Source organism: Pseudomonas sp. 3A(2025) (genome assembly GCF_054589175.1).
The window spans coordinates 227,098-251,347 of sequence record NZ_BAAILM010000032.1 but is presented as its reverse complement, the minus strand read 5'-3'; the positions used below and the strand labels follow the sequence as shown (position 1 = coordinate 251,347).

Genomic DNA, 24,250 nt, shown 5'->3' with positions numbered 1-24,250 from the left:
ATGCCCGACACCCCTTCGCGCTTACCCCGTCACACGCCTGCGCTGGCGATGCTGGGCCTGGCGGCCATCGTCGTCGGCCTGGGGCTCGACACGCGCAGCAGCCGCGCCGAACAACTGCAGCAAGACGCCGAGAAACACAGCATTCGCAGCGTCACGGTGATCTCGCCCACCCCGGTCGAAGGCACGCTGCTGGAACTGCCGGGGCGCATCGAGGCCTGGTCGCGCGCACCGATTCATGCGCGGGTCAGCGGCTACCTCAGCCGCTGGAATGTCGACATCGGCGCCCCGGTAAAGGCCGGACAAGTGCTGGCCGAAATCGAAACCCCGGACCTGGATCAGGAACTGCGTCAGGCCCGCGCCGAGCTGCAGCGGGCGCGGGCCGAGGCGGCACTGGCCGACACCACCGCACAACGCTGGCAATCTTTGCTGGCCAGCAATGCCGTGTCGCAACAGGAAGTCGCCGAACGCACCGGCGAGCAAGCCTCGCGGCGCGCCGCGGTCAACGGCCTGCAAGCCAATGTCGAGCGGGTGCAGGCGCTGCAACGCTTCAAGCAGCTGGTTGCACCGTTCGACGGCATCGTCACCGCGCGCAACACCGACGTCGGTGCCTTGATCAACGTCGGCATGACGCCGGGCAGCGAGCTGTTCGAAATCTGCGATGTGCGTCGCTTGCGGGTCTATGTCAACGTGCCGCAGCGGCAATTGGCAACGATCCGCACCGGTACCGTGGCGACCCTTAGCGTCCCGGAACGCCCAGGCAAAACCTGGACCGCCACAGTGCAGTCGCTGTCGCAGGCAATCGATGCGGATTCGGGCAGCATGCGCGTGCAACTGACCGTCGATAACAGCGCCGCCGAACTGCTGCCCGGCGCCTACGCCACGGTGAACTTTGCCGCCACCGGCGCAGGTGGCCTGGGCTTGCCGGCCAGCGCGCTGATCTTCGGGCGTAATGGCGTGCAGGTGGCGGTGGTCGACGCCCAAGGCCAGGCGCGGCTGAAACCGGTGTCGATTACCCGCGACCTGGGCCGCGTGATCGAACTGGGCCAGGGCGTGGCGAGCGATGACCGGGTGATCGACAGCCCGCCGGATGGCGTGGGCGATGGCGATCGGGTGCGGGTTATCGAGGGCTAGCCAAACACGTGCGAAGGCCTGCGCAGCACCGGGTCGAACGGGTTGACCCGCGCACCGATGGCCTTGGCCTCGCGCTTGAGCAATTCCACCACCGTGGGCATGCGCGCCGGACCCAGGCGGTCGCTGATGGTCGCCACACTCAGCGCCGCCACCGCATGGCCGTTGCGGTCCAGAATCGGCACGGCAAGACCGGCCATGCCATCGAGCACGCCGGTGTTGCGCCCGGCGTAACCCAGGCTGCGCACATTGTCGATTTCAGCGCGCAGCATGACTTCGTCGTAATGATGAAAATCCTTGAGCCGTGGCAGGTTGTAGCGGATCACTTCGTCGCGCTCCTCCTCAGGCAGAAACGCCAGAATCGCCAGGCTGCCCTGCCCCACGCCCAGTGCCACGCGCCCGCCGATGTCGCCGGTGAAGGTACGAATCGGGTACGGCCCTTCGCTGCGGTCCAGGCACACCGCATCAAAGCCTGAACGGGCCAGCAAAAACAGCGAATCACCCAACGATGCCGACAAGCGCAGCAGGCTGGGCCGCACCACGTCGCGCAAATTACCGGCTTGCCCGGCCTTGGCCGCCAGGGCAAAGAAATCCAGGCTCAGCCGATAGCGCTTGCTGGTCGCGCACTGGTCGACCATGCCTTCTTCAATCAGGCTGCGCAGCAAACGGTGGGTGGTGGGCTGCGCCAGGCCAACCCGTTGCGCCAGCTGGCTGACCTTCTCGCCCTCACCGCCGCAATCACCCAATGCCCGCAGCACGGCGAACAGGCGCGACACGGCACTGACGCCGACTTCCTTGACTTCACTATTTCGCTCAATGGAATCCATTTTTGATTAAGTCCATTAAAATTTCATTCAGTGGAATAATTTCAAAATAGCTGTCACTCAGTGAAATTATCGTCTTGTGACCATCCTAATCTTTGCCCTACTCTCCGGTCCATAGGGCGATACCACAACATCGGCCGCCGCCACAGAGCGAGCGCCAACGTCCGTCTAGCATTGCTTTTCGCCGTTGGCGCCTGCCCCCCTGAAAACTCCCGGTTTTTCCAATTCCGGTTCCGTTTGCGTTGGAGCACAGCCATGACCTTCCTGTTGATCGACAAACTCTGTAAGCGCTATGGCGCCATGGAGGCGGTAGCCAGCTCGACACTGGCCATCGAGAAAGGCGAATTCGTGTCCCTGCTCGGCCCCTCCGGCTGCGGCAAGACCACCACCCTGCAAATGATTGCAGGCTTCGTCGAAGTCACCAGCGGCAAGATCCTTCTCGACGGACGCGACATCACCCACAGCAAACCGGCCAGCCGCGGCCTGGGCGTGGTGTTCCAGAGTTACGCGCTGTTTCCGCACATGAGCGTGCGCGACAACGTCGCCTTCGGCCTGCAGATGCGCAAGGTGCCGCGCGCCGATATCGCCCAGCGCGTCGACCGTGCCCTGGCCCTGGTGCGCCTGACCCCACACGCCGAGCGCTACCCGCGAGAATTGTCCGGCGGCCAGCGCCAGCGCGTCGCCCTGGCCCGCGCGCTGGTGAACGAGCCGCCGGTGTTGCTGCTCGACGAGCCGCTGTCGAACCTCGACGCGCACTTGCGCGAAGAAATGCAGTTCGAGATCTGCCGCATCCAGAACGAAGTGGGCATCACCACGCTGATGGTCACCCACGACCAATCCGAAGCGCTGTCGATCAGCGACCGCGTGGTGGTCATGGAAGCCGGGCGCATCACCCAGGTCGACGACCCGTACAGCCTTTATGAGCACCCACGCACGCCGTTCATCTCCGACTTTGTCGGCAAGGCCAACCGCCTGCGCGGAGTGCGTGCGGCGGATGGAACTGCACAGGTCGCCGCCCAAGGCCCGCTGACCCTGAGCCTGCGCCCGGAAAAGATCACCCTGGTACCGGCCGGCAGCGGCAAGCTCGAAGGCACGGTCCGTTGCCGTTACTTTCTTGGCAGCCAGTGGCTGTACCGCATCCATACCGCATTGGGCGAAATCTCGGTGGTGCGTGCCAACGACGGCAGCACGCCGCTGGATGAAGGCCATGCCGTCAGCCTGAGCTGGGCCGATGAACTGCTGCGTGTGCTGGATGCCGGTGAGGTCGCAGCATGAACGACGCCAAACAGCGCAGCAGCGCATGGGGCTACGGCCTGAGCAGCCCGGCCCTGATTCTGTTTATCGCTCTGCTGGTGTTGCCGCTGGGGCTGACCCTGGTGTTGTCGTTCAATGAATTCGACTACGCCACCGGGATCAAGACCGGTGAATACACCCTCAGCCATTACCTGAGCCTGGTGACCGACACTTACTATTACGAAATTTTCTTTCGCACCTTCTGGATCAGCGCGCTGGTCACCGTGCTGTGCGTGCTGATCGGCATTCCCGAAGCCATGGTGCTCAGCCGCATGGGCGCACCGTGGCGCTCGATCTTTCTGATTCTGGTGCTGACCCCGCTGCTGATTTCCGTGGTGGTGCGCGCCTTCGGCTGGAGCCTGTTGCTCGGCGCCGATGGCTTGATCAACCAGGGCATCACCGCACTCGGCGGGCAATCGGTGAAACTGCTGTACACCCCGTTCGCGGTGATCATCGGCCTGGTACACGTGATGCTGCCGTTCATGATCATCCCGGTCTGGACCTCGCTGCAAAAGCTCGACCCTGCCGCTGAACAGGCCGCCCTGTCACTGGGCGCCAGCCAGTGGACGGTGTTCTGGCGCATCGTGCTGCCGCAGATCATGCCCGGCGTGTTGTCCGGCACGCTGATCGTCTTCGGCCTGGCCGCCAGCTCGTTCGCCATTCCCGGCCTGCTCGGCGGGCGACGCCTGAAGATGGTCGCGACCATGATCTACGACCAGTACCTGGCCGAACTCAACTGGCCGATGGGCGCCACCATCGCCGTCGCCCTGCTGCTGATCAACCTGTTGGTGATGCTCAGCTGGAACCGGCTGGTCGAACGCCGCTACAAACGCACCCTTGGAGTCTGATCCATGACCCGTAACGGCCCGTTGGCCCTGTCTTTTCATACCCTGGTGATGCTGTTCATGCTCGCCCCGCTGGTGGTGGTGTGCCTGGTGGCCTTCACACCGGAAAACACCTTGAGCCTGCCCACCAGCGGCTTTTCGCTGCGCTGGTTTACCGCCGTGTTCGAGCGCGCCGACTTTCTCGATGCGTTCTATAACAGCCTGCAACTGGCGGCCTTGTCGGCAACTCTTGCGACCTTGATCGCGGTGCCTGCGGGTCTTGCGATTACCCGCTACAGCTTTCCCGGCCAGGGCTTTCTCAATGGCCTGTTGCTGTCGCCGATCATCATTCCGCACCTGGTGCTGGGCGTGGCGATGCTGCGTCTGTTCGCCGTGCTGGGCGTCAACGGCAGCTTTACCTGGCTGGTACTGGCGCACGTGGTAGTGATTACCCCGTATGTGTTGCGCTTGGTACTGGCGGCCGCCATCGGTATCGACCGCAGCGCCGAGCAGGCCGCGCAAAGCCTCGGCGCCGGCCGGGTGACGCTGTTCTGCAAGATCACCCTGCCGATGATTCTGCCCGGTGTCGCCGGTGGCTGGCTGCTGGCGTTCATCAACAGTTTTGACGAAGTGACCCTGTCGATTTTCATCACCTCGCCAGCGACCCAGACCTTGCCGGTGCGCATGTACGTGTACGCCACCGAGTCCATCGACCCGATGATGGCCGCAGTGTCGGCGCTGGTGATCGCGGTAACGGCACTGACCATGATCGCCCTGGACCGCGTCTACGGTCTGGACCGGGTACTGGTGGGCAAACAATGAATGCCCCCACCCCATTGTTCAAACGCCTGGCCGAACATGACCGTGAACCGGTGGCCTTTATGCTGGATGGCCAGCCCGCTCAGGGCCTGGCCGGCGACACGCTGCTGACCGCCATTCTCACCTGCGAGCAACACCTGCGCGGTAGCGACTTCACGGCAGAACCACGTGCCGGGTTTTGCCTGATGGGTGCCTGCCAGGACTGCTGGGTGCGCCTGGACAACGGCCAGCGCGTGCGCGCCTGCTCGACCTATGTGCAACCGGGCCAGTGCGTCACCCGCGATCCGGGGCGCCGCGCATGAGTGAGATCGTCATCATCGGCGCCGGCCCTGCCGGTATCCGCGCCGCACACACCCTGGTCGCGCATGGCGTGCGCCCGGTGCTGCTGGATGAAGCCAGCCGTGGCGGCGGGCAGATTTACCGCCAGCAACCGGCCAACTTTCGCCGCAGCGCCAAGACCCTGTATGGCTTTGAATCCAGCAAGGCTCAGGCGCTGCATCAAACGCTGGATGAACTGCGCGGGCAGATCGACTACCGCCCCGACACGCTGGTATGGAACGCCGAGCACAAGCGTCTCGACACCCTGCAACAAGGCATTCGTGCCGGGCAGGTGGACTTCGCCAGGGTCATCGTTGCCACGGGCGCCACCGACCGCGTCTTGCCGATTCCAGGCTGGACACTGCCGGGCGTATACACCTTGGGGGCTGCGCAGATTGCGTTGAAATTCCAGGGCTGCGCGATTGGCGAGCGCGTGGTGCTGGCCGGCAGCGGGCCGCTGTTGTATCTGGTGGCTTATCAGTACGCCAAGGCCGGCGCGGCCGTGATGGCGGTACTCGACACCTCGCCCCTCAGCGCTCAGGTGCGTGCCCTGCCGGGGCTGCTGTTACAACCGGCTACTTTCGCCAAGGGCGTGTATTACCGCGCCTGGCTGACCTTCAAAGGCATCCCGGTACACCAAGGCGTCCACCTGCTGGGTATTGACGGTGAGCAACGGGTTTCCGGCATTCGCTGGAGCAAGGCCGGCAAGGAGCATGCGCTGAGCTGCGATGCCATAGCCTTCGCCCATGCCTTGCGCAGCGAAACGCAACTGGCCGACCTGCTCGGTTGCAGCTTTGCCTGGAGCCCGCTGAACCGTGCCTGGTTGCCGGCGCGTGACGACCAGGGCCGCGCCAGCGCCGAGGGCGTGTATCTGGCCGGCGACGGCGCCGGCATTCTCGGTGCCGACGGTGCAGAAATGACCGGCGAACTGACCGCCCTCGCCTTGTTGAGCGACATGGGCCAGCGCATCGACGTGCAGCGGCGCGAGCACCTGCAAAAACGCCTGGCCACCTTGCAGCGTTTTCGCCATGGGCTGGAGCAAGCCTTTCCGTTTCCAGAACACTGGGCGCGCCAGGCGCCGGATCACCTCACCGTGTGCCGTTGCGAGCAAGTCAGCGCCGGTGAAATCCGCGAAACCGTGCGCGCCGGCCATTGGGAAATCAACCGGGTCAAGGCCATGTGCAGGGTCGGTATGGGCCGCTGTCAGGGCCGTGTCTGCGGGGCAGCGGCGGTGGAACTGATCGCCTGCGAAAGCGGCCGGCCGGTCGATCAGGTCGGGCGCTTGCGCGGCCAGGCGCCAATCAAACCGCTGCCTTTTGACCTGGAGATCAGCCCATGACGGTCATTGAAGTGGACGCTGTGGTGGTCGGCGGCGGCATTGTCGGCAGCAGCGCGGCCCTCAATCTGGCGCGTGGCGGCCAGCGGGTCGCGTTGGTCGAGCGCGACTTTTGTGGCTCGCATTCCAGCGGTGTGAACTACGGCGGCGTGCGCCGTCAGGGCCGCACCCTGGTGCAATTACCGCTGTCGACCCGCGCCCATGAAATCTGGGGGCAACTGCGCGAGTGGATCGGCATCGACGGCGAATACACCCGTTCCGGGCACTTGAAGCTGGCACGCAGCGAGGCGGACTTTGCTGCCCTGCAAGCCTATGAACGCACAAGTCGCGAGTTTGGCCTGAACCTGCAACTGCTCGACCGTCGGGAACTGCGCGAGCGCTTCGCCTGGGTCGGCGATATCGCGGTCGGCGCCTCCTATTGCGCCGAAGACGGACATGCCAACCCGCGACTGGTATCGCCGGCGTTTGCCCTGGCGGCCAGGCGCTGCGGTGCGCAGATTTTCGAGCAATGCCAGGTGCTGGACGTCGCGCACGATGGCCAGCGCTTCACCGTGCAGTGCAGCAATGGCGTGACCCTGCGTGCGCCATGGCTGTTGAACTGCGCTGGCGCGTGGTCGGCACAACTGGCCGAGCGTTTTGGCGAACCGGTACCGCTGACCGCCGCGCACCCGGCCATGCTGGTCACCGAACCATTACCGCTGTTCATGACCGCCAGCACCGGCGTTGAAGGCGGCGGTATTTACGCCCGTCAGGTGGCGCGCGGCAACTGCGTGCTCGGCGGCGGGCGCGGCTTCGCCCTCGGCCCGACCACCGCCCGCCCCGGCCAGGCGGCGGTGCTCGATATCCTGCGCAACGCCACCGAACTGTACCCGGCACTGGCCGGCGCCCAGGCGATCAGAACCTGGAGCGGCACTGAAGGGTATTTGCCCGATGACGAACCGGTGATCGGCCCCAGCAGCACCCAGCCCGGCCTGCTGCACGGTTTCGGCTTTGCCGGCGCCGGCTTTCAGATCGGCCCGGCGGTCGGCGAAGCCCTGGCGCAATGCATTCTGCTCGGCGCACCACAGCACAGCCTGGCCGCCTTTTCGATTAGTCGTTTTCAAGCGTTCCCCACCCAGAAGGAAAACCTGTGATGACCCACAAGCACACGCTTCTCGCCTTGTTCTGCTGCCTGCCAGCAATGGCCATGGCCGAACCTACCCTGTACCTGGGCATGAACGGCGGCACCATGGAGCGGCTGTTCACCGACAACATCCTGCCGACATTCGAGAAGGCCAACGGCGTCAAAGTGGTGATCGTGCCCGGCACCTCGGCGGACATTCTGGCCAAGGTCCAGGCCACGCCGAACAAACCGGCCATCCACGTGATGGTGCTCGACGACGGCATCATGTATCGCGCCATCGGCATGGGCCTGTGCAGCACGCTGACGCCCAACCCGACGCTTTCGCAGTTGCCGGAAAAAGCGCTGATCAAGGACAAGGCCGCAGCGGTCAGCCTGGGCGTCACGGGCCTGGCCTACAACAGCCGGATGTTCAAGGAAAAAGGCTGGGCCGCGCCGACGTCCTGGAGTGACCTGGGCGATGTGCGCTTCAAGAACAAGGTGGTGTTCCAGTCGATGGCCTCGTCGACCTTCGGCCTGCACGGTTTTCTAATGTTCAACCGCCTGCACGGCGGCGACGAAACCAATGTCGACCCGGGCTTTACCGCGTGGCCGAAAGTGGTTGGCCCGAACGTGCTGGAATACATCCCCAACTCGGCCAAGCTCTCGGAAATGGTCCAGACCGACGAAGCAGCACTGTTCCCGCTGACGCCAACCCAGGTCACTGCGCTCAAGCTCAAGGGTATTCCGGTGGAGTACGCAGCCCCCAAGGAAGGCGCCGTAGTCCTCAACCAGGCCGAATGCGTGGTCGCCAACAACGACCAGCCAGAGCTGGCGCAAAAGCTCGCGCAATTTCTGCTCAGCCCCGAAGCCCAGGCCCCGGCGCTGGAACTGGGCGACCAGATCCCGTCCAACCCCACCACCCCGACCACCGAGAAGACCCGTGGTCAGGTCGAGGCCATGCAGACCTACCTGCAAACGGCGGTGACCATCAACTGGGATGACGTCAACAAACTGCGCCCGGAATGGAACGCCCGCTGGAATCGCCAGATCGAGCGCTAATTGCCCAATATGCATTCAAGTTCGATATTGGCACGGCACGGGCAGCGATCCTGATGGCAACGCATGGGAACATGACGCTGAAGCGCGTCATGTGGTGCAGGACGGTAAAGCCAAAGGTTTGTCGTTCGGGGTGCGGCAGGCGAGCTATCGTAGTCATGTCTGGAAATTCCCTTCTTGCATCACCGATAGCCTCAGTTGCACTTCACCGTCCAGAGCTGATCAAGCCGCGTCGTGTAGCTCTGGCTCATCATTTCGCGCTTCATGGCCCACTCCGGCTCAAGCGGCACACGGCCTAACCTGACGGTACCTCTTCCCCATCGACTGTTGATCTGGTTGACCACCTTCATCAGTTGATCCATTTCTGCAGTCTGCCGTTTGGCAAACAGATCACCCGTGAACTCACCAGGCTGTCGCAGATCGAGCAGCATCACTTCGGCCTTGCTGTAGCGATAGCCTTGGCGAAAGATCCGGTCGACCGCCTGGTCAGACATACGGGTCAGCAAAAGCGTGTCGTTGGTGAGGTAAGGCAGCTCCACCTGCACACCTTGTGCGTATTTCGCTTCATCCGGGTTGAACATGCCTGTGCGGATACTGATACGCATGCGTCGGCGGATCAGGCTCGCCCAGTTCCAGGCAAGCGGTGCCAGCAAGCTCGCAGCCAAATGGGGTCAGCTTATCGCGCATACTGGTCAGATCGGCAAAGGCCTCATCGATGTAAACCTCAATCGCCGGCACCTTTGATTCGATGATCGACGTCACGCGCTTGCTCATGTCGTCATTTACGTGCAATAGAAAATCAACGGGGATTGTTCGATAGCTGATATTTGAGCACGCAGGCTTGTGTATTCGCAGGCGGGCAGGCGAATGCATTGCCGCTTTCAGCTGGCGATTACGCGTATAAACTGCCAGGCAGCGAATCCCAGCAGGAAGAGGCCTGCGCTGCGGTCGATCCATTGCATGGCGCTAACTCCCAAGCGGTGACGGATACTGGACACCCCGAAACTGAGGGCCAGCCACCAGAGCGCAGAGCCGCAGAATATGCCCAGCACCATCACCAGCCCGTCCGCACCGGACAGTACCTCGCCGCCGGACAGGGTGGCAAAGATGGCAACGAAGGAAAGTATGGTCAGCGGGTTGCTCAGCGTCAGGAGGAACACCGAGGCGAATGCCGGCAGCGCGCGGGCTTGGTCGCTCGCACTGGCGGCTTGTTCCGGTGGTGTGGCGCGCAACATCTTCAATCCCATCCAGGCCAGAAACAGGGCGCCGAAGAGGGCAAGCGGGGTGACCAGCGTGACGAAGACACGGGTGATTGCACCGATGCCAAAGGCGCCCAGCGCACCATAGCAGGCATCCGCCGCCGCAGCGCCCAGGCCGCTGATAAAACCGATGCGCGCACCCTGCCCCAGGGTTCGCTGGATGCACAACAGACCAATGGGGCCAACAGGCGCTGCGATGGACAGGCCGATCAGGACGGATTTGAGAAACAGCAGGGTCGCCATGCGCAGACTCCGGGACAGTGGACATGGGCAATATTCTGCGTTGCAATGCATCGATCCTGAATACAGGGATTACGGTAGTTTCGTGTAATCGCCTGAATAAATTACGAATTTGGAATCGGATGCCTGAAAAAATGGAGCTGGATGCGAAATCCTGGAAAATACTTCAGATCGTACAACGTGAGGGACGTATTTCCCTGACAGATCTAGCACCAAGGGTGACCCTTTCGCTGCCGGCCACCTCCGAGCGCCTGAAGCGCCTGGAAGAGGCCGGAGTGATTGAGGCGTACTGCGCAACGGTGTCCGCCGAAAAGGCCGGTTACGGGGTGATGGCGCTGATCGGCATGACGACTGCGCAATTGAACAAGGCGCGGCTGATCGGCCAGTTGCAGCAGATGCCGGAGGTTCTGGAATGCCTGCACGTGACCGGGCAGGACTCCTTTATCCTGCGGGTGGTGACCCGCGATATTCGCCACCTGGAGCGTTTCGTCGGCAGCATCAACCACTTTGGCGAGACGCGTACGTCCATCGTCATGTCTGCACCCATTCCCATGCGCGGGGTGGCACCGCCACACGATTGATCACTCGAGTTGGACAGAACCTTGAATCGTCCCTGATTTCCTGGACCATTCGATAGACTGTTCAAGTCGTCTTCCGCCTGTGATGACCAGAAGCCAGAGGACTCCTTGTGCAGGTCATGGCCGCGAAACATGCTGGTCAGATCGAATGCAGATGGGGAGTCAAGTCAGTGCAATTTCCCACATCGAGCGAAAGTAAAGACTTCAATCCCGGACGCGTACTTTTCAGCTGCGAAAACCATAGCCGACTTTTTCGACACAGCCGGATAATTTCGGCCATTTGAGCTTCAGGTCGTGGCCAGTGTTGTGTTTCACAAATAGAGCATAAAACTATTTGCCCAATGCTTTTGCTGCACGAGCTACAGAACCCAGGATCTCGTCCGCTTTTTTGTGCCAGCAAGCCAGCCTTAGTCTACCCCGCTTGCTTTATCATGGCGTGGTTACGTAGATGACTGCCATCCTTTCCAGGTTGAGCTATTACTCCTGATACCTGATGCAAAGCCAAGTAGCGACTCAGCTTCAACTCTACCGGCTTGCCGTCTTTGTTCTGCAATTTTATACTGGAGAGCCTCAAGCCTTGTAGAAGGCCCCGCATCTACGGGATGAAAGTTTTTTTGCAAGGCACCCTGGACAGAAGTCTGCTCAGCAGAAAGGTGTCTTATTGACTTACGCTTTTCACTGAGCATTTGCTTTGTAGATTTAACATATCGCCGATGATGCTTAAGCAAATCTTTATATGATCCTTCCAGAAGATACAACTCGCGCGGGGTAGCAGCCAGCCGTTCCTCAGGCAACACTTTCAGTGAGGACGACTCATCCAGATTGGCAATAAGCCGCTGAGAAGCCCTATTGGCTTTAACAAAGCCAGGAGCCATACGAGTTAAACGTGGGGCAGAAACAACTGTACGCGGTTGACGACCTATCAGACCCAAAAACTTACTTGCAGCCTTGAGAACAACAGAAGAATACACATCTCCATCTGGATCCACACGGTTAACCGGGTCACCTCCGCAATATGCATAAGCATTCAACCCTCCACCGCCAAAAGGGCTCAGGCTGTCAGGGCTATTGAACCGCATCAAAACTGGATTAAATGCTCGATAGCCGTTTCCCAGCAAATAGTGCCCGGTGACATCATCAGCGCGCTCGCCATCAAATCGTAATAAACCACCAAAATCACTCGATGAAATATGATACCCATAAGGCATATATCTGAAGGCCTTGCCCGCCTTTGCCCTCAACGCACACAGCGTTGAACCCTGCCTGTCTGTCGCCATTAAAAAACTGTAGTTTTGCGCACCGTACTCTATATGCTCAGCCAACACATTTTTTTCATGCTGAAATACATTACATATTGAAGCTGCATGAACCTCACTGACCAACCGATTCTTTAGATAAAACCGCTGACGGTGTTTATCCAGCCCAACGCTGCTCAGTCTGTCCAAAGGGTCATAACAATATGTACACAGCACCTGATCGGATGCGTTGATTTTGGTGCTCATATGATCGCTCCACACAGCGACTTACCAGACAGTCCATCATCGCCCTGTCAACGTGTCCTGCCTACCTATCAGATTTGATAGGTATTGCGGCTCAAGGCGCTGACATTCGCCTGCAGCGCCCTCAACGCTGCCTGATCGGCAAGGATTACTGCCCGGATATCGAAAACACGACGTCCAACAGTAGCAGAGAGTTCGACGGTTCCTGCAGGGTCCACGCCGACGGTGCCAGTGGCTTCGGGCAATTGCCCGGTACCGCTATTGCAAGCTCCCGCGATGCGCAGCCGGCGAGTGCCTTCAGCAACAACGCGGCGCAGGGTTTCATGTTCGGTTCCCGGGTGTACTTGCGGTCTAGTGCAGCCAATGCCTGCTCGGTACGCTGCTGCATCACTAACGCCTGGCGGCCTGGACGGCCGCTGCTCGGTTACAACTGTGTCTTGAGGCTGCAGTTCGAGGCGAGTAATATTCCTCCCAAAATGGGAGAAACACCTTTTGAGAGTGATCGCACGAGGGACACTGCGAGCGTTTTGGGAAAGCAGCCCGGCCTATGCCGATGCTGAATCCCCTTTTGTGGAGTGGTACAGGCACATGGAGAAGGCAACGTACCGCACGCCTCAGGACCTGAAAGCCGAATTGCGCACCGCCAGCATCCTCAAGGGAGGCCGGGTGGTATTCAACATTGCGGGCAACAAGTATCGCGTCATACTTGGCATCGACTATGAAAGGCAGACTGCCTTTATCCGGTTTGTCGGTACCCATGCCCAATACGACAAAGTCGACGCGGAGACCGTTTAAAAATGGACATCAAACCTATTTACAGTGACGACGATTTGAACGCTGCCCTGGCACGGGTCGAGGTTTTGTGGGGTGCACCACGCCACACTCCCCAAGGTGACGAACTGGAAATACTTTGCATCCTGATCGAGAAGTACGAAGCCGAACGCTTCCCGATGCCCGCCTCCGACCCTATCGAGGCAATCAAGTTTTTGATGGACCAGCAAGGCCTCACCCCCACCGATCTTGAGCCTTATATCGGCACAAGCGGCCGCGTGTCTGAAGTGCTAAACCGTAAACGGAAGCTGAGTCTGGCCATGATCAAGCGCTTGCATGAAGGTCTGCGTATTCCTTACGAAAGTCTCCTGGCCGGCGCCCACTGATCGGCACACTGCCAAGCCGTGATTGAATCCGTCTTGGCAATAAGACCCGCGCAAGGTGGGCGAATACTGATTTGCAAAACTGCGGGATACCCGGTAACGCCAGCAACCCACACAGATAAGTGAGGGGTGACAACCTGAATACAGGATGACGTCGCGGATCAACTTGCAGAGACCAAGATCAGGGAACACATCACGTTTCCAGGCACAACGAAAAAACCCCGCAGACGTTAATCTGCGGGGTCTTTATAGTGGAGGCCGAGGTCGGAATCGAACCGGCGTAAGTGGATTTGCAATCCACGGCATAACCATTTTGCTACTCGGCCTCAAACGCTCGATGTCAATGAAACCAACATCAAACGCATCGTAAACTGGAGCGGGAAACGAGACTCGAACTCGCGACCCCGACCTTGGCAAGGTCGTGCTCTACCAACTGAGCTATTCCCGCGTCGTCTTGATGTGCGCCATTCTATACATTCAAAACTTTTCGTCAACACCTTGATTCTAAAAAAGTTATTTTTTTTCTACCGTGGTTTTCAGATGCGGCCAGGCGGCCTTGAGGTATTGCATCATCGACCACAGGGTCAGGCCCGCTGCGACCAGCAGCAAGGCGTAGCCCAGAAACACCCAGAAAGTCAGTGCCGGCGGGTTGGCCAGCAGGATGACCAGCGCAAGCATTTGCGCCGCTGTTTTCCATTTACCCATGCTGGACACCGCCACCTGGGCACGAGCACCTATTTCGGCCATCCATTCGCGCAGGGCTGAAATCACGATTTCGCGGCCGATGATGACGGCAGCCGGGAGGGTCAACCACAGGTTGGCGTGGGTTTGCACCAGCAACACCAGTGCGACTGCCACCATCAGTTTGTCTGCCACCGGGTCGAGGAAGGCACCAAATGGCGTGCTTTGCTCGAGCCTACGCGCCAGGTAACCGTCCAGCCAGTCAGTGGCCGCCGCAAAGGCGAACACCACACTGGCCGCCATATAGCTCCAGTAATAAGGCATATAGAACAGCAGAATGAAGATCGGAATCAGTAAAACGCGCAATACGGTGATCAGATTAGGGATATTCATCGGCACAACTGGCTACAAGGTGAGCGGGCATTCTACTCGCTATGCAGGTTGGCATAAATCGACTCTGCGAGCTTTTTGCTGATCCCCGGTGCCTTGGCGATTTCTTCGATGCTGGCGCGGGACAGCTCTTGCAGGCCGCCAAAATGCTTGAGCAGGTCGCGCCGCCGGGTCGGCCCCACGCCTGCCACGCCCTCCAGTGTCGATGTACGCCGTGTCTTGCCGCGCCGGGCGCGGTGGCCGGTAATTGCAAAACGGTGGGCTTCGTCGCGAATCTGCTGAATCAGGTGCAACGCCGGTGAGTCGCCGGGCAAGGTGAATTCATGCGCTACATCGTTGAGGTAGAGCGTTTCGAAACCGGCCTTGCGGGTAACGCCCTTGGCCACGCCTAACAGAATCAGGTCTGGAACAGCGAGCTCATCGAGGACCTCGCGCGCCATGTTCAACTGCCCCTTGCCGCCGTCGACCAGCAGGATATCGGGCAGCTTGCTTTCGCCGTCCTTGATCTTGCCGAAGCGCCGGGTCAAGGCCTGATGCATGGCTGCATAATCGTCGCCGGCGGTGACGCCTTCGATGTTGTAACGGCGGTAATCGGACTTGATCGGTCCTTCCGGCCCGAACACCACGCAGGAGGCCACGGTGGCTTCACCGCTGGAGTGGCTGATGTCATAGCATTCCAGGCGCTGCGGCGGCTCATCGAGGTCAAGCGCCTGTGCCAGCGCCTCGAAACGCGAAGCCACATGCAGGCGGTTGGCCAGACGCGCCGACAGTGCCTGCTCGGCATTGGTCACCGCTAATTGCTGCCAGCGCGCACGTGTGCCGCGCACCCGGTGACTGATGCTCAGCTCGCGCCCTCGGGACTCCTGAATCGCATCGATCAGGGTCGGGAAGTCTTCGTGCACCACATTGACGATAATTTCAGCAGGCAATTCGCGATCGACGCCGCCCAGAAAGTACTGAGCCAGGAATGCCGACATGACCTCACCCACCTCCTCTTCTATTCCCACCTGCGGGAAGAAGTTTTTGCTGCCCAGCACACGCCCGCCCCTGACGCTGATCAAGTGCACACAGGCGCCGCCCGGATTGACGAACGCGGCGACGACATCCACATCACCCGTGCCACCTTCCATACTCTGTTGATCCTGAACGCGGCGCAGCAGGGACACCTGGTCACGCAACTCGGCTGCCCGCTCGAAATTCAGCGCCATGGCAGCCTGCTCCATGGCGCTGTTGAGCTCATCGCTCAAGGCGTTGCTACGCCCTTCGAGAAACATCACCGAATGGCGTACATCTTCGGCGTAGACCTCAGGCTCGACCAGCCCGACACAAGGTGCCTTGCAGCGCTTGATCTGGTACTGCAGGCACGGGCGGGTCCGGTTTCTGTAGTAGCTGTCTTCGCACTGGCGTACCTGAAAGGTTTTTTGCAGCAGGCCCAGGCTTTCACGAATCGCGCCTGCGCTGGGATAGGGACCGAAATACCGGCCTTTGCCCTTCTTGGCACCACGATGAATGCTCAGCCGCGCGAAAGCGCCGTCCGACAAATAGACATAGGGGTAGGACTTATCATCGCGCAGCAGGATGTTGTACGGAGGACGGCTCTCTTTGATAAGCGTCTGTTCCAGCAACAGGGCTTCGGTTTCGTTGGCCGTGATAGTGGTTTCGATCTGCGCGATACGCGCCACCAAAGCACCGGTTTTAGGCGCATGGCCAGTCTTGCGGAAATAGCTGGCCAAGCGGTTCTTGAGGTTCTTGGCCTTGCCCACATAAAGCAATTGACCCTGCGCATCGAACATCCGGTAAACACCGGGACGACCGCTGCAGGTCGAAAGAAAAGCACTGTGATCAAACATTTGAGTCATATTCAGGTTCAGGCGCTGGCATCGACCATGCCGTGACGCACCGCCAGCAACGCCAGTTCGACATCACTGCTGATCGAAAGCTTTTCGAAGATACGATAACGGTAGGTGTTGACCGTTTTCGGCGACAGGCACAGCTTGTCGGAAATGGTCTGGACTTTCTGGCAGCCCACGATCATCAAGGCAATCTGGATCTCTCGTTCCGACAACAGATCGAACGGTGAGTTGCTTTGTTCGGGCTGGAATGACTTGAGCGCCAGTTGCTGGGCAATCTGCGGGCTCAGGTAGCGCTGACCGGCAAACACCAGGCGAATGGCCTGAACCATTTCGGTCAGTCCCGCGCCCTTGGTCATATAGCCGGCGGCCCCGGCCTGCAGCAAACGGGTCGGGAACGGATCTTCTTCACAGGCGGTCACGGCCACCACTTTCATCTCCGGGTGGCTGCGCAACAACTTGCGCGTTGCCTCAAGGCCGCCGATGCCTGGCATCTTGACGTCCATCAGCACCACATCAGGCTTCAGATCACGCGCCTTTTTCAACGACTCTTCGCCCGAATCTGCCTGGCCGACGACCTGCAGGCCGTCGATGTCGGCGAGCATGCGGGTGATGCCTGTACGCACGAGATCATGGTCATCGACAACTAGCACCTTAATCAAGGATCTACCTCGCGAAACAGTCATACATGGCGATGCCGGCCACCCTGGCAAAAAACGATGAGTCAGACCTGAACGGGGCATCAACAGGTTGGTACAGGGCAGTGCGGTAAGGATAGCCACCAGCGACGTGGCATAACAGGGTCGCACGACCCGCCACGGGCCCGACTCACCTTCGACAGGTGGATAGCGTTAGCAACAAGCTATCACTCATGTGGCCTGAGATCAGAGAAAAATATGCGATGACGTGCAAAATGCGCCCAATGGGCAGATTCGCCATCAGCTCTCGTCGAGAGCATCAAGTGGAGATTGGTCGGGCAACGACGGGTCGAGCGCAGGCTTGCCGAGCACATTAGTAGTGCACAGCTCGGCCATGGTAGTGGTCAAACGCCGGATTGCATCCTGATCCTCCTTATGCAGGCTTCTGTAGCTGCCCAGCACCTTCTCCTCAGCCACACTAAGATTATCGAGCGGGATGGGCGTCGGTCTTCCGGTCAGCACATAAAGAACATTGACACCTTTGGCCGCAACAGCGGCCAGGTAGTCGGCCTTGGGTGCGCGATCACCGCTTTCGTATTTGCCTTGAGCATTGGCTTCCACGCCACCGATTTCACCGAAGGCTCGCTGGGACAAGCCCAGTCGCTCGCGTTCTTTCCTCAATCGGTACCCTATTCCACTCATTTGAATGCACAACCCTATTGACCCCACCCTTACGAATGGTAAAATCCTGACGAAATTAAACTGACTTGAACGGTTTTGAACTATGCCCGTAATCCGCACCCCTGCACAAGCCAAGGCCTGGCTCGACCAGCAGGGGAAATCTGTTCAGCAATTCGCTCGGGAAAACAGTGTTGACCCGGCAACAACTTATCAGGTGTTGGCTGGCCGCAAGAAGGGACGCCGCGGAGAAGCGCATAAAGTGGCGGTTTTGCTGGGGATCAAGGTAGGCGTCATCCCCCCCGCTGAAGATGAGCCGGAATCGGTCAACGAGTAACCGCGTTTTCCTGATTGTGGGCATAAGAAAGACTTTCCCATTCTCAACGGCATAATCCAGTCATGCAGACCGGCTTTTTCTGACAACGCCTGTCGGCGGCTGAATGAAATTCTGGCAAAAATAGTGTCCTTTTGCCATCATCTAAAAAGCTATCAATTAAGTAAAGCCGATTTAATTCTTCAATTGCCGCGCCATCAAGGCTGAAGTAAGCTCGCTGGCATCAACGGAGACCTATCGATGCTGCATTCCACCCTCACCTTAGCTCAACCGCGTGCCGACGGCGCTTGCCCGGCCATGGTTATTACGGGTGCTATGGCTGAGGTATCTGTCTGCGTACCGGTCAACTTTTATTATGGGTATTGGTTTAGCCACTGGCGCGCCTGATACCCCACATCGGCGCCCTACTCCACGGGACGCCAACCAGAGATTTCCAAACCCCCGGTCGGCTCCCCGACCGGGGGTTTTGTTTTTCCGGCATCTGATAACCGCAAACCTATTTTTCGAGGACACACCCCATGACTTACTTCACTTATTACCGCAACGACTACGGCTTCAACTGGCGATTTAGCAACCTCCGTTCGGGACAACCTGCCGCCTCCGTTCGGTCACTGCCTGGTGGCATTGCGCTCAATACAACCGATACGACCCTTTGTCGAACACCTTTATAGCGGCGCACGCGGGAATTACCCGCCGCCCGGGAAGCCAGCACATGAATTCGTCCGTTGCGATCAAAAACCCTGATATTTCGTCCAGCACTGCCACCCATCTGGACAGCAGTCATTTCCCTCTTCGCTTGCCCAGCACGCTGGAACTCAAGCATCGTTTGCCTCTGACGCCCTCTCTGGCCGATCAGGTCGCCGCCCACCGTCGCGCCGTGCGCGCCATTCTTGACGGTAGCGACTCGCGCCTGCTGATGGTTGTCGGCCCCTGCTCGCTGCATGACCCGAAATCGGCGCTTGAATACGCCGAACGTCTTGCCCGCCTCGCCAGTGAAGTCAGCGACCAGATGCTGCTGGTCATGCGCGCCTATGTCGAGAAACCCCGCACTACGGTTGGCTGGAAAGGCCTGGCCTATGATCCGCACCTCGATGGCAGCGACGACATGGCCGCAGGCCTTACCCTGTCACGCCGATTGATGCGCGACATGCTGGAGATGGGCTTGCCGGTCGCTACCGAGCTGCTGCAGCCCATGGCCGCCGGCTACTTCGACGATGTGCTCAGTTGGGTCGCCATCGGTGCACGCACCACCGAATCACAGATTCACCGGGAAATGGCCAGCGGCCTGAACATGGCGGTCGGCTTCAAGAACGGTACCGACGGTGGCGTGGCGGTGGCGTGCGACGCGATTCGCTCGGCCGCCCACCCGCACCGCCACTTCGGCGTCGACCGCCAGGGTCACCCGGCGATCATCGAAACCCAGGGCAACCCGGACAGCCATATCGTATTGCGTGGCGGCCATCAGGGTCCGAACTACGCTGCCGAGCACGTCGCCAAGGTGCGTACGGCACTGGACAAACAGGGCATCGTCCCACGGATCATGGTCGACTGCAGCCACGCCAACAGCGGCAAGGACCCGTCCCGTCAGCCTCACGTATTGCGCGATGTGCTGGAACAGCGCCTGCAAGGCAACCATTCGTTGATCGGCATGATGCTCGAAAGCCATCTGTTCGACGGCAGCCAGGCGCTGGGTCCGAACCTCAAATACGGGGTGTCGGTGACCGATGGTTGCCTGGGCTGGTCAGCGACCGAGCAACTGCTGCTTGAGGCGGTGGATCGCCTGCGCTACCGCTGAAGGGTCAGGAACTTTCAGGGGAAATGCAGGCCACAATCGGGTAGCCTGTATTTTTTACCAAGAGGAGTATTGTTCCAATGGCTAAAGCCACTGCCCGTCACATCCTGGTTGCCAGCGAAGACAAGTGCAACGAACTCAAGGCCCAGATCGAAGGCGGCGCCGATTTCGCTGAAATCGCCAAGGCCAATTCGAGCTGCCCGTCGAGCCGTCAAGGCGGCGACCTGGGTTCTTTCGGTCCAGGCCAGATGGTCAAGGAATTCGACACCGTGGTGTTCAGCGCCCCGGTCAATGTCGTGCAAGGCCCGGTCAAGACCCAGTTTGGTTATCACCTGCTGGAAGTGACCAGCCGTCAGGACTGATCCTGCCGCGCCGATGACACAGCTCACCTTTATGGTGGGCTGTTTCGTTTTAGCACGTAGGAATATGCACCGTTTGCGCTTGGCGGCCCGTGGCTTTCCCTGTAGAAGGGCATGATCGTTCACCGCGCCTGGTTTGCTTATGGGTTTCGTTCGTTCATCGCTGTTTGTGGCGACACTGGCTTTACTGGCCGTAGTGCAACCCTTGTCCGCTGCCCCGCAGCACGCCTTGACTGTTTACGGTGAAGCGCCTCGCTACCCTGCCGACTTCAAACACTTCGACTACGTCAACCCGGATGCGCCCAAGGGCGGCAGCATGCGCCGTTCCGCGCAGGAAATCGGTCAGTTCGACCACCTTATCCCCTATGTCGACAAGGGCATGGGCGTGGCGCAGATCGAGAAGCTGCTGTATTCGCCGCTGGCGGTGCGCTCGCTGGATGAGCCCTGGACGGTATACGGCCTGATCGCGCAACGGATGGAGCGCGGTGCGGATGGCCTTTCGCTGCGCTTTTACCTCGATCCCGAGGCGCGCTTCGCCGATGGCACCCCGATCACCGCCAGCGATGTGAAGTACACCTTCGAGCTGCTGATGAGCCAGGGCAAGCTGGAATACCGCACTCAGTTCGAAGCGGTAAAACACGTAGAGATCGAATCGCCCACGCAGATTCGCTTCGACTTCAGCAATGCCGAAAACCGTACCTTGCCGCTGGAGCTGGCTTCGCTGCCGGTGCTGCCCGAGCACTGGTGGAAAAGCCGCGATTTTGCCGGTGGCGCAGGCTTCGAGATTCCGCCAGGCAGTGGCCCGTACAAAATTGCCAAGGTCGATGCCGGGCGCAGCATCACCTTCGAACGTGACCCGGACTGGTGGGGGCGCGACAAGCCGGTCAGTCGCGGGCTGTATAACTTCGACACCTTTCGCATCGAATACTTCGGCGACACCGACGTGGCGCGCCAGGTCCTGCTGGGCGGCGGTTACGACTACAACCGCGAATACTCGGCCACCGGCTACACCATCCGCTATAACGGCCAGGCTCTGACCGACGGTTTGTTGCAAAAGGCCCATCTGGCCAAGGGCGCCGTGCAGAACTCCCAAGGGTTTATCTTCAACCTCGACCGTCCAGTGTTTCAGGACCGCCGCGTGCGTCAGGCGCTGGCACTGCTGTGGGACTTCGAGTGGACCAATCGGCAGATGATGCGCAACATGTACATCCGCCAGAGCAGCTTCTTCTCCAACTCGCCGCTGGCCGCCACCGCACTGCCCTCGCCGCGCGAACTGGAAATTCTCGAACCGCTGCGCGGCAAAATTCCCGATGAAGCCTTCGATCAGGTTTTCGAGATACCGAAGACCGATGGCACCGGCTTTATCCGCGACAAACAATTGCAGGCTCTGGCCTTGCTCAAAGAGGCAGGCTGGACACCCAAGGGCGATCAGTTGGTCAATGCCCGTGGCGAGCCCCTGAGCTTTACCTTTCTCAATGCCCAGTCCGGCTTCGAGCGCCTGCTGTTACCGTTCAAGCGTAATCTGGCGCAGATCGGCATCCAGTTCGATATCCGCCGCATCGATGCCGCGCAGTACCTGAACCGGGTGATGGCCCGCGACTACGACATGATCGTCACCGGCTACACAGTCACCAACTCGCCGGGCATGGAGCTGTATAACAATTTCGGCTCGAAAGTCGCCCGCGACCCAGGATCCAACAATGTCATGGTGCTCCAGGACCCGGCAGTCGATGCACTGATCGAAGGGCTGGTCAAGGCTGGCAGCCAGGCCGACATGGTCAACCACGCGCGCTGCCTCGACCGGGTACTGCAATGGGGCTACTACTGGATTCCCAACTACTACCCGCCGGGCGCGTCGACCGTATGGTGGAACCGCTTCGGCATCCCTGCTGTACAGGCGCGCAACAACGAGGCCATCGAGACCTGGTGGGAAATCAGCCCCACGGCCCTGAGCAACGAAGCGTTCACTGCGCGCCGTGGCGCTTCGGCCCTGCCCTGGGAGATGCAGTAAATGCTCGGCTATATCGTAAGGCGCCTGCTGCTGATCATCCCGACGCTGCTGTGCATCCTGCTGGTCAACTTCTTCATTGTTCAGGCCGCGCCCGGTGGCCCGGTCGAGCAAGCGATTGCGCGCCTGCAGGGCATTGGCGGCGCCAGTGTCGGCAGTGCTCCGGCGGAAAGTGCCAGCGCTGGCCAGTCGCGCATTTCACGCGGCCTGGACCCCAAGCTGATCAAAGAGATCGAACGTCAGTACGGCTTCGACAAACCGTTGCACGAGCGGCTGTGGCTGATGCTCAGCAATTATGCACGGCTGGATTTCGGCAACAGCTTCTTTCGCGGCGCCTCGGTCACCGACCTGATCGTGCAAAAGCTGCCGGTGTCGCTGTCACTGGGTTTGTGGGCCACCTTGCTGACTTATCTGGTGTCGATCCCGCTGGGCATCCGCAAGGCGGTCAAGCACGGCAGTCACTTCGATGTCTGGAGCAGTACGGTGATCATCGTCGGCTATGCGATGCCGGCCTTTCTGGTCGCGATGCTGCTGGTGGTGATGTTCTGCGGCGGCACGTCCCTGCACTGGTTTCCGGTGCGCGGGCTGGTGTCGGAGGATTTTGCCCAGCTGTCGTTGACCGGCAAGGTCGCCGATTACTTCTGGCATCTGGTGCTGCCCGTCACCTCTCTGGTGATCGGCGGCTTTGCGGCCCTGACGCTGCTGACCAAGAACGCCTTCCTCAATGAAGTCACCCGCCAGTACGTGACCACCGCGCGGGCCAAAGGCATGACCGAGCGGCGCGTGCTGTACGGTCATGTGTTTCGCAACGCCATGCTGCTGGTGGTCGCCGGTATTCCCCAGGCGCTGATCAGCGTGTTTTTTGCAGGCTCGTTGCTGATCGAGGTGATCTTCTCGCTCGACGGCCTGGGGCGCCTGAGCTATGAGGCGGCGGTGTCACGCGATTACCCGGTGGTGTTCGGCTCGCTGTTCATCTTTACCCTGTTCGGCCTGCTGATCAAACTGGCCGGCGATGTCTGTTACACCCTGGTCGATCCGCGCATCGACTTCAGTGCGAGGAGTGCCTGATGGAGCGCCTGTCACCCGTGGCCCGGCGCCGCCTGGAGCGTTTTCGCAATCACCGCCGCGGCTGGTGGTCGCTATGGCTGTTCTGCGCCCTGTTCCTTGTGACCCTGGGCGGCGAACTGGTCGCCAACGACAAACCGCTGCTGCTCAGTTACAAGCACTCGCTGTATTTCCCGGTGTTCAAGCGCTACACCGAGCAGCAGTTCGGTGGCGAGCTACCGTTCCAGCCGGACTATCGCAGTGACTACGTACGCGGGCTGATCGACAAGGGCGACGGCTGGATGCTGTTCCCGCCCATTGCCTTTGGTGCCGATACGCCCAACTACGATCTCAAGGTCCCCGCCCCCAGCCCGCCGTCGGCGGAAAACTGGCTGGGCACCGACGACCAGGCTCGCGATGTATTGGCCCGCGTGATCTTCGGCACCCGCGTGTCGATTCTGTTTGCTCTGGCACTGACCTTCATCAGCGCGCTGATCGGCATCGCCGCCGGCGCGCTGCAGGGCTATTACGGCGGCTGGGTGGATCTGTTCGGTCAGCGTCTGCAGGAAGTCTGGTCCGGGTTACCGGTACTCTACCTGCTGATCATTCTTTCCGGCTTCGTCGAACCCGATTTCTGGTGGTTGCTGGGCATCATGGCGCTGTTCTCCTGGCTGGCGCTGGTGGATGTGGTGCGTGCCGAGTTTTTGCGCGGGCGCAAGCTGGAATACGTCAAGGCCGCCCGCGCGCTGGGGCTGAGCGACAGCAAGATGATTTTGCGGCACATCCTGCCCAATGCCATGAGCGCCACCCTGAGCTACCTGCCATTTGTGCTGACCGGCGCCATCACGACCCTCACCGCCCTGGATTTTCTCGGCTTCGGCATGCCGGCCGGCAGCGCGTCGCTGGGTGAGCTGATTGCTCAGGGCAAGACCAACCTGCAAGCCCCCTGGCTGGGCCTGACCGCCTTTTGCGCCCTGGCGCTGATTCTCACCTTGCTGGTGTTCATCGGCGAAGCCCTGCGCGATGCATTCGACCCGAGAGCCTGA

General features: G+C 60.2%; 27 protein-coding genes, 2 tRNA genes and 1 pseudogene. 18 read left to right on the top strand and 12 right to left on the bottom strand.

The genetic code is table 11. From position 1 onward, the window contains the following. Window positions 1-1,131 carry an efflux RND transporter periplasmic adaptor subunit gene (locus ACYP2A_RS13400; RefSeq protein WP_459745574.1) on the top strand — a complete coding sequence of 377 codons (1,131 nt, stop codon included), beginning with the start codon at window positions 1-3 and terminating at the stop codon, window positions 1,129-1,131. On the opposite strand, the gene ACYP2A_RS13395 is transcribed toward ACYP2A_RS13400, so the two are convergent. Beyond that, complete coding sequence (locus tag ACYP2A_RS13395) at window positions 1,128-1,955, bottom strand: IclR family transcriptional regulator (RefSeq protein ID WP_459745572.1); 828 nt, start codon at window positions 1,953-1,955, stop codon at window positions 1,128-1,130. The genes ACYP2A_RS13400 and ACYP2A_RS13395 overlap by 4 nt on opposite strands. A gap of 252 nt (window positions 1,956-2,207) precedes the next feature. Between ACYP2A_RS13395 and ACYP2A_RS13390 the strand changes: the two genes are divergently transcribed. From ACYP2A_RS13390 to ACYP2A_RS13355, 8 genes are read left to right on the top strand one after another with little or no spacing between them, the layout of a single operon-like run. After that, window positions 2,208-3,227 carry an ABC transporter ATP-binding protein gene (locus ACYP2A_RS13390; RefSeq protein WP_459745571.1) on the top strand — a complete coding sequence of 340 codons (1,020 nt, stop codon included), beginning with the start codon at window positions 2,208-2,210 and terminating at the stop codon, window positions 3,225-3,227. Then, entirely contained in the window at window positions 3,224-4,093 is an 870-nt protein-coding gene (locus tag ACYP2A_RS13385) for an ABC transporter permease (RefSeq protein ID WP_459745569.1), read from the top strand. Before ACYP2A_RS13390 ends, ACYP2A_RS13385 begins: the two co-directional genes overlap by 4 nt. A gap of 3 nt (window positions 4,094-4,096) precedes the next feature. After that, on the top strand, window positions 4,097-4,891 hold the full coding sequence (locus tag ACYP2A_RS13380) for an ABC transporter permease (RefSeq protein WP_459745567.1): 795 nt from the start codon (window positions 4,097-4,099) through the stop codon (window positions 4,889-4,891). Continuing rightward, a complete protein-coding gene (locus tag ACYP2A_RS13375) occupies window positions 4,888-5,190 on the top strand; it encodes a (2Fe-2S)-binding protein (protein WP_459745565.1) in 303 nt (100 codons plus the stop codon). Before ACYP2A_RS13380 ends, ACYP2A_RS13375 begins: the two co-directional genes overlap by 4 nt. Continuing rightward, window positions 5,187-6,545 (top strand): FAD/NAD(P)-dependent oxidoreductase, encoded by a 1,359-nt coding sequence (locus ACYP2A_RS13370; RefSeq protein WP_459745563.1) that lies wholly within the window; start codon window positions 5,187-5,189, stop codon window positions 6,543-6,545. The genes ACYP2A_RS13375 and ACYP2A_RS13370 overlap by 4 nt, the downstream gene beginning before the upstream one ends. Beyond that, window positions 6,542-7,675: an NAD(P)/FAD-dependent oxidoreductase gene (locus tag ACYP2A_RS13365; protein ID WP_459745561.1), complete on the top strand. Its 1,134-nt coding sequence runs from the start codon at window positions 6,542-6,544 to the stop codon at window positions 7,673-7,675. The genes ACYP2A_RS13370 and ACYP2A_RS13365 overlap by 4 nt, the downstream gene beginning before the upstream one ends. After that, entirely contained in the window at window positions 7,675-8,703 is a 1,029-nt protein-coding gene (locus tag ACYP2A_RS13360; protein ID WP_459745559.1) for an ABC transporter substrate-binding protein, read from the top strand. The genes ACYP2A_RS13365 and ACYP2A_RS13360 overlap by 1 nt, the downstream gene beginning before the upstream one ends. After that, on the top strand, window positions 8,642-9,004 hold the full coding sequence (locus ACYP2A_RS13355) for an OprD family outer membrane porin (protein WP_459745557.1): 363 nt from the start codon (window positions 8,642-8,644) through the stop codon (window positions 9,002-9,004). Before ACYP2A_RS13360 ends, ACYP2A_RS13355 begins: the two co-directional genes overlap by 62 nt. Here ACYP2A_RS13355 and ACYP2A_RS13350 read toward each other — a convergent pair. The 3 genes and pseudogenes from ACYP2A_RS13350 to ACYP2A_RS13340 form a co-directional block, all read right to left on the bottom strand. Continuing rightward, a pseudogene (locus ACYP2A_RS13350) lies at window positions 8,895-9,311 on the bottom strand (DUF4113 domain-containing protein); the annotation flags it as partial. The gene ACYP2A_RS13355 and the pseudogene ACYP2A_RS13350 overlap by 110 nt on opposite strands. Then, window positions 9,265-9,474 (bottom strand): hypothetical protein, encoded by a 210-nt coding sequence (locus ACYP2A_RS13345; protein ID WP_459745726.1) that lies wholly within the window; start codon window positions 9,472-9,474, stop codon window positions 9,265-9,267. The pseudogene ACYP2A_RS13350 and the gene ACYP2A_RS13345, both read right to left, overlap by 47 nt. 107 nt (window positions 9,475-9,581) lie before the next feature. After that, window positions 9,582-10,202, bottom strand: a complete 621-nt coding sequence (locus tag ACYP2A_RS13340; protein ID WP_459745556.1) for a LysE family translocator — start codon at window positions 10,200-10,202, stop codon at window positions 9,582-9,584. A gap of 23 nt (window positions 10,203-10,225) precedes the next feature. On the opposite strand from ACYP2A_RS13340, the gene ACYP2A_RS13335 reads away from it, so the two are divergent. Then, window positions 10,226-10,780 carry an Lrp/AsnC family transcriptional regulator gene (locus tag ACYP2A_RS13335; protein WP_459745555.1) on the top strand — a complete coding sequence of 185 codons (555 nt, stop codon included), beginning with the start codon at window positions 10,226-10,228 and terminating at the stop codon, window positions 10,778-10,780. Window positions 10,781-11,217: 437 nt separating this feature from the next. Here ACYP2A_RS13335 and ACYP2A_RS13330 read toward each other — a convergent pair whose 3' ends face one another. After that, on the bottom strand, window positions 11,218-12,279 hold the full coding sequence (locus ACYP2A_RS13330) for an RHS repeat-associated core domain-containing protein (RefSeq protein WP_459745553.1): 1,062 nt from the start codon (window positions 12,277-12,279) through the stop codon (window positions 11,218-11,220). Between the two features lie 145 nt (window positions 12,280-12,424). Beyond that, window positions 12,425-12,664, bottom strand: coding sequence for a lysis system o-spanin lipoprotein Rz1 (gene rz1 / locus ACYP2A_RS13325; RefSeq protein WP_459745552.1), 240 nt, complete (start codon window positions 12,662-12,664; stop codon window positions 12,425-12,427). Between the two features lie 104 nt (window positions 12,665-12,768). Here rz1 and ACYP2A_RS13320 point away from each other — a divergent pair, with 104 nt between their 5' ends. Beyond that, a complete protein-coding gene (locus ACYP2A_RS13320; protein ID WP_459745551.1) occupies window positions 12,769-13,071 on the top strand; it encodes a type II toxin-antitoxin system HigB family toxin in 303 nt (100 codons plus the stop codon). Window positions 13,072-13,073: 2 nt separating this feature from the next. Further along, window positions 13,074-13,433 carry a helix-turn-helix domain-containing protein gene (locus tag ACYP2A_RS13315; RefSeq protein WP_459745549.1) on the top strand — a complete coding sequence of 120 codons (360 nt, stop codon included), beginning with the start codon at window positions 13,074-13,076 and terminating at the stop codon, window positions 13,431-13,433. 249 nt (window positions 13,434-13,682) lie between these two features. On the opposite strand, the gene ACYP2A_RS13310 is transcribed toward ACYP2A_RS13315, so the two are convergent. The 6 genes from ACYP2A_RS13310 to ACYP2A_RS13285 form a co-directional block, all read right to left on the bottom strand. Next, window positions 13,683-13,756, bottom strand: a tRNA-Cys gene (locus ACYP2A_RS13310). A gap of 46 nt (window positions 13,757-13,802) precedes the next feature. Continuing rightward, window positions 13,803-13,878: transfer RNA gene (locus tag ACYP2A_RS13305), tRNA-Gly, on the bottom strand. 65 nt (window positions 13,879-13,943) lie between these two features. Then, the gene (pgsA, locus tag ACYP2A_RS13300; RefSeq protein ID WP_459745548.1) at window positions 13,944-14,504 is read right to left on the bottom strand and encodes a CDP-diacylglycerol--glycerol-3-phosphate 3-phosphatidyltransferase; all 561 of its coding nucleotides are present in this window, start codon (window positions 14,502-14,504) and stop codon (window positions 13,944-13,946) included. Between the two features lie 32 nt (window positions 14,505-14,536). Beyond that, window positions 14,537-16,360: an excinuclease ABC subunit UvrC gene (uvrC, locus tag ACYP2A_RS13295; RefSeq protein ID WP_459745547.1), complete on the bottom strand. Its 1,824-nt coding sequence runs from the start codon at window positions 16,358-16,360 to the stop codon at window positions 14,537-14,539. An 8-nt stretch (window positions 16,361-16,368) separates the two neighbouring features. Beyond that, the gene (gene gacA, locus ACYP2A_RS13290; RefSeq protein ID WP_459745545.1) at window positions 16,369-17,013 is read right to left on the bottom strand and encodes a response regulator transcription factor GacA; all 645 of its coding nucleotides are present in this window, start codon (window positions 17,011-17,013) and stop codon (window positions 16,369-16,371) included. 276 nt (window positions 17,014-17,289) lie between these two features. Continuing rightward, on the bottom strand, window positions 17,290-17,691 hold the full coding sequence (locus ACYP2A_RS13285; protein WP_459745544.1) for a helix-turn-helix domain-containing protein: 402 nt from the start codon (window positions 17,689-17,691) through the stop codon (window positions 17,290-17,292). Window positions 17,692-17,773: 82 nt separating this feature from the next. On the opposite strand from ACYP2A_RS13285, the gene ACYP2A_RS13280 reads away from it, so the two are divergent. The 6 genes from ACYP2A_RS13280 to ACYP2A_RS13255 all read left to right on the top strand — a co-directional run bounded on the left by ACYP2A_RS13280 (window position 17,774) and on the right by ACYP2A_RS13255 (window position 24,250). Beyond that, window positions 17,774-18,004 carry a DNA-binding protein gene (locus tag ACYP2A_RS13280; RefSeq protein WP_459745542.1) on the top strand — a complete coding sequence of 77 codons (231 nt, stop codon included), beginning with the start codon at window positions 17,774-17,776 and terminating at the stop codon, window positions 18,002-18,004. A gap of 709 nt (window positions 18,005-18,713) precedes the next feature. Further along, window positions 18,714-19,796, top strand: a complete 1,083-nt coding sequence (locus ACYP2A_RS13275; protein WP_459745541.1) for a 3-deoxy-7-phosphoheptulonate synthase — start codon at window positions 18,714-18,716, stop codon at window positions 19,794-19,796. A 77-nt stretch (window positions 19,797-19,873) separates the two neighbouring features. Then, window positions 19,874-20,155 (top strand): peptidylprolyl isomerase, encoded by a 282-nt coding sequence (locus ACYP2A_RS13270; protein WP_459745539.1) that lies wholly within the window; start codon window positions 19,874-19,876, stop codon window positions 20,153-20,155. Window positions 20,156-20,294: 139 nt separating this feature from the next. Continuing rightward, on the top strand, window positions 20,295-22,163 hold the full coding sequence (locus ACYP2A_RS13265; RefSeq protein ID WP_459745537.1) for an extracellular solute-binding protein: 1,869 nt from the start codon (window positions 20,295-20,297) through the stop codon (window positions 22,161-22,163). Further along, complete coding sequence (locus ACYP2A_RS13260) at window positions 22,164-23,228, top strand: microcin C ABC transporter permease YejB (RefSeq protein ID WP_459745535.1); 1,065 nt, start codon at window positions 22,164-22,166, stop codon at window positions 23,226-23,228. After that, window positions 23,228-24,250, top strand: coding sequence for an ABC transporter permease (locus ACYP2A_RS13255; RefSeq protein WP_459745533.1), 1,023 nt, complete (start codon window positions 23,228-23,230; stop codon window positions 24,248-24,250). The genes ACYP2A_RS13260 and ACYP2A_RS13255 overlap by 1 nt, the downstream gene beginning before the upstream one ends.

Bases quoted from the DNA above. Each gene is read 5' to 3' on its own strand.
- ACYP2A_RS13400 (WP_459745574.1), top strand. From the start codon at position 1: ATGCCCGACACCCCTTCGCGCTTACCCCGTCACACGCCTGCGCTGGCG.
- ACYP2A_RS13395 (WP_459745572.1), bottom strand. From the start codon at position 1,955: ATGGATTCCATTGAGCGAAATAGTGAAGTCAAGGAAGTCGGCGTCAGT.
- ACYP2A_RS13390 (WP_459745571.1), top strand. From the start codon at position 2,208: ATGACCTTCCTGTTGATCGACAAACTCTGTAAGCGCTATGGCGCCATG.
- ACYP2A_RS13385 (WP_459745569.1), top strand. From the start codon at position 3,224: ATGAACGACGCCAAACAGCGCAGCAGCGCATGGGGCTACGGCCTGAGC.
- ACYP2A_RS13380 (WP_459745567.1), top strand. From the start codon at position 4,097: ATGACCCGTAACGGCCCGTTGGCCCTGTCTTTTCATACCCTGGTGATG.
- ACYP2A_RS13375 (WP_459745565.1), top strand. From the start codon at position 4,888: ATGAATGCCCCCACCCCATTGTTCAAACGCCTGGCCGAACATGACCGT.
- ACYP2A_RS13370 (WP_459745563.1), top strand. From the start codon at position 5,187: ATGAGTGAGATCGTCATCATCGGCGCCGGCCCTGCCGGTATCCGCGCC.
- ACYP2A_RS13365 (WP_459745561.1), top strand. From the start codon at position 6,542: ATGACGGTCATTGAAGTGGACGCTGTGGTGGTCGGCGGCGGCATTGTC.
- ACYP2A_RS13360 (WP_459745559.1), top strand. From the start codon at position 7,675: ATGACCCACAAGCACACGCTTCTCGCCTTGTTCTGCTGCCTGCCAGCA.
- ACYP2A_RS13355 (WP_459745557.1), top strand. From the start codon at position 8,642: ATGACGTCAACAAACTGCGCCCGGAATGGAACGCCCGCTGGAATCGCC.
- ACYP2A_RS13345 (WP_459745726.1), bottom strand. From the start codon at position 9,474: ATGAGCAAGCGCGTGACGTCGATCATCGAATCAAAGGTGCCGGCGATT.
- ACYP2A_RS13340 (WP_459745556.1), bottom strand. From the start codon at position 10,202: ATGGCGACCCTGCTGTTTCTCAAATCCGTCCTGATCGGCCTGTCCATC.
- ACYP2A_RS13335 (WP_459745555.1), top strand. From the start codon at position 10,226: ATGGGCAATATTCTGCGTTGCAATGCATCGATCCTGAATACAGGGATT.
- ACYP2A_RS13330 (WP_459745553.1), bottom strand. From the start codon at position 12,279: ATGAGCACCAAAATCAACGCATCCGATCAGGTGCTGTGTACATATTGT.
- rz1 (WP_459745552.1), bottom strand. From the start codon at position 12,664: ATGCAGCAGCGTACCGAGCAGGCATTGGCTGCACTAGACCGCAAGTAC.
- ACYP2A_RS13315 (WP_459745549.1), top strand. From the start codon at position 13,074: ATGGACATCAAACCTATTTACAGTGACGACGATTTGAACGCTGCCCTG.
- pgsA (WP_459745548.1), bottom strand. From the start codon at position 14,504: ATGAATATCCCTAATCTGATCACCGTATTGCGCGTTTTACTGATTCCG.
- uvrC (WP_459745547.1), bottom strand. From the start codon at position 16,360: ATGACTCAAATGTTTGATCACAGTGCTTTTCTTTCGACCTGCAGCGGT.
- ACYP2A_RS13285 (WP_459745544.1), bottom strand. From the start codon at position 17,691: ATGAGTGGAATAGGGTACCGATTGAGGAAAGAACGCGAGCGACTGGGC.
- ACYP2A_RS13280 (WP_459745542.1), top strand. From the start codon at position 17,774: ATGCCCGTAATCCGCACCCCTGCACAAGCCAAGGCCTGGCTCGACCAG.
- ACYP2A_RS13275 (WP_459745541.1), top strand. From the start codon at position 18,714: ATGAATTCGTCCGTTGCGATCAAAAACCCTGATATTTCGTCCAGCACT.
- ACYP2A_RS13270 (WP_459745539.1), top strand. From the start codon at position 19,874: ATGGCTAAAGCCACTGCCCGTCACATCCTGGTTGCCAGCGAAGACAAG.
- ACYP2A_RS13265 (WP_459745537.1), top strand. From the start codon at position 20,295: ATGGGTTTCGTTCGTTCATCGCTGTTTGTGGCGACACTGGCTTTACTG.
- ACYP2A_RS13260 (WP_459745535.1), top strand. From the start codon at position 22,164: ATGCTCGGCTATATCGTAAGGCGCCTGCTGCTGATCATCCCGACGCTG.
- ACYP2A_RS13255 (WP_459745533.1), top strand. From the start codon at position 23,228: ATGGAGCGCCTGTCACCCGTGGCCCGGCGCCGCCTGGAGCGTTTTCGC.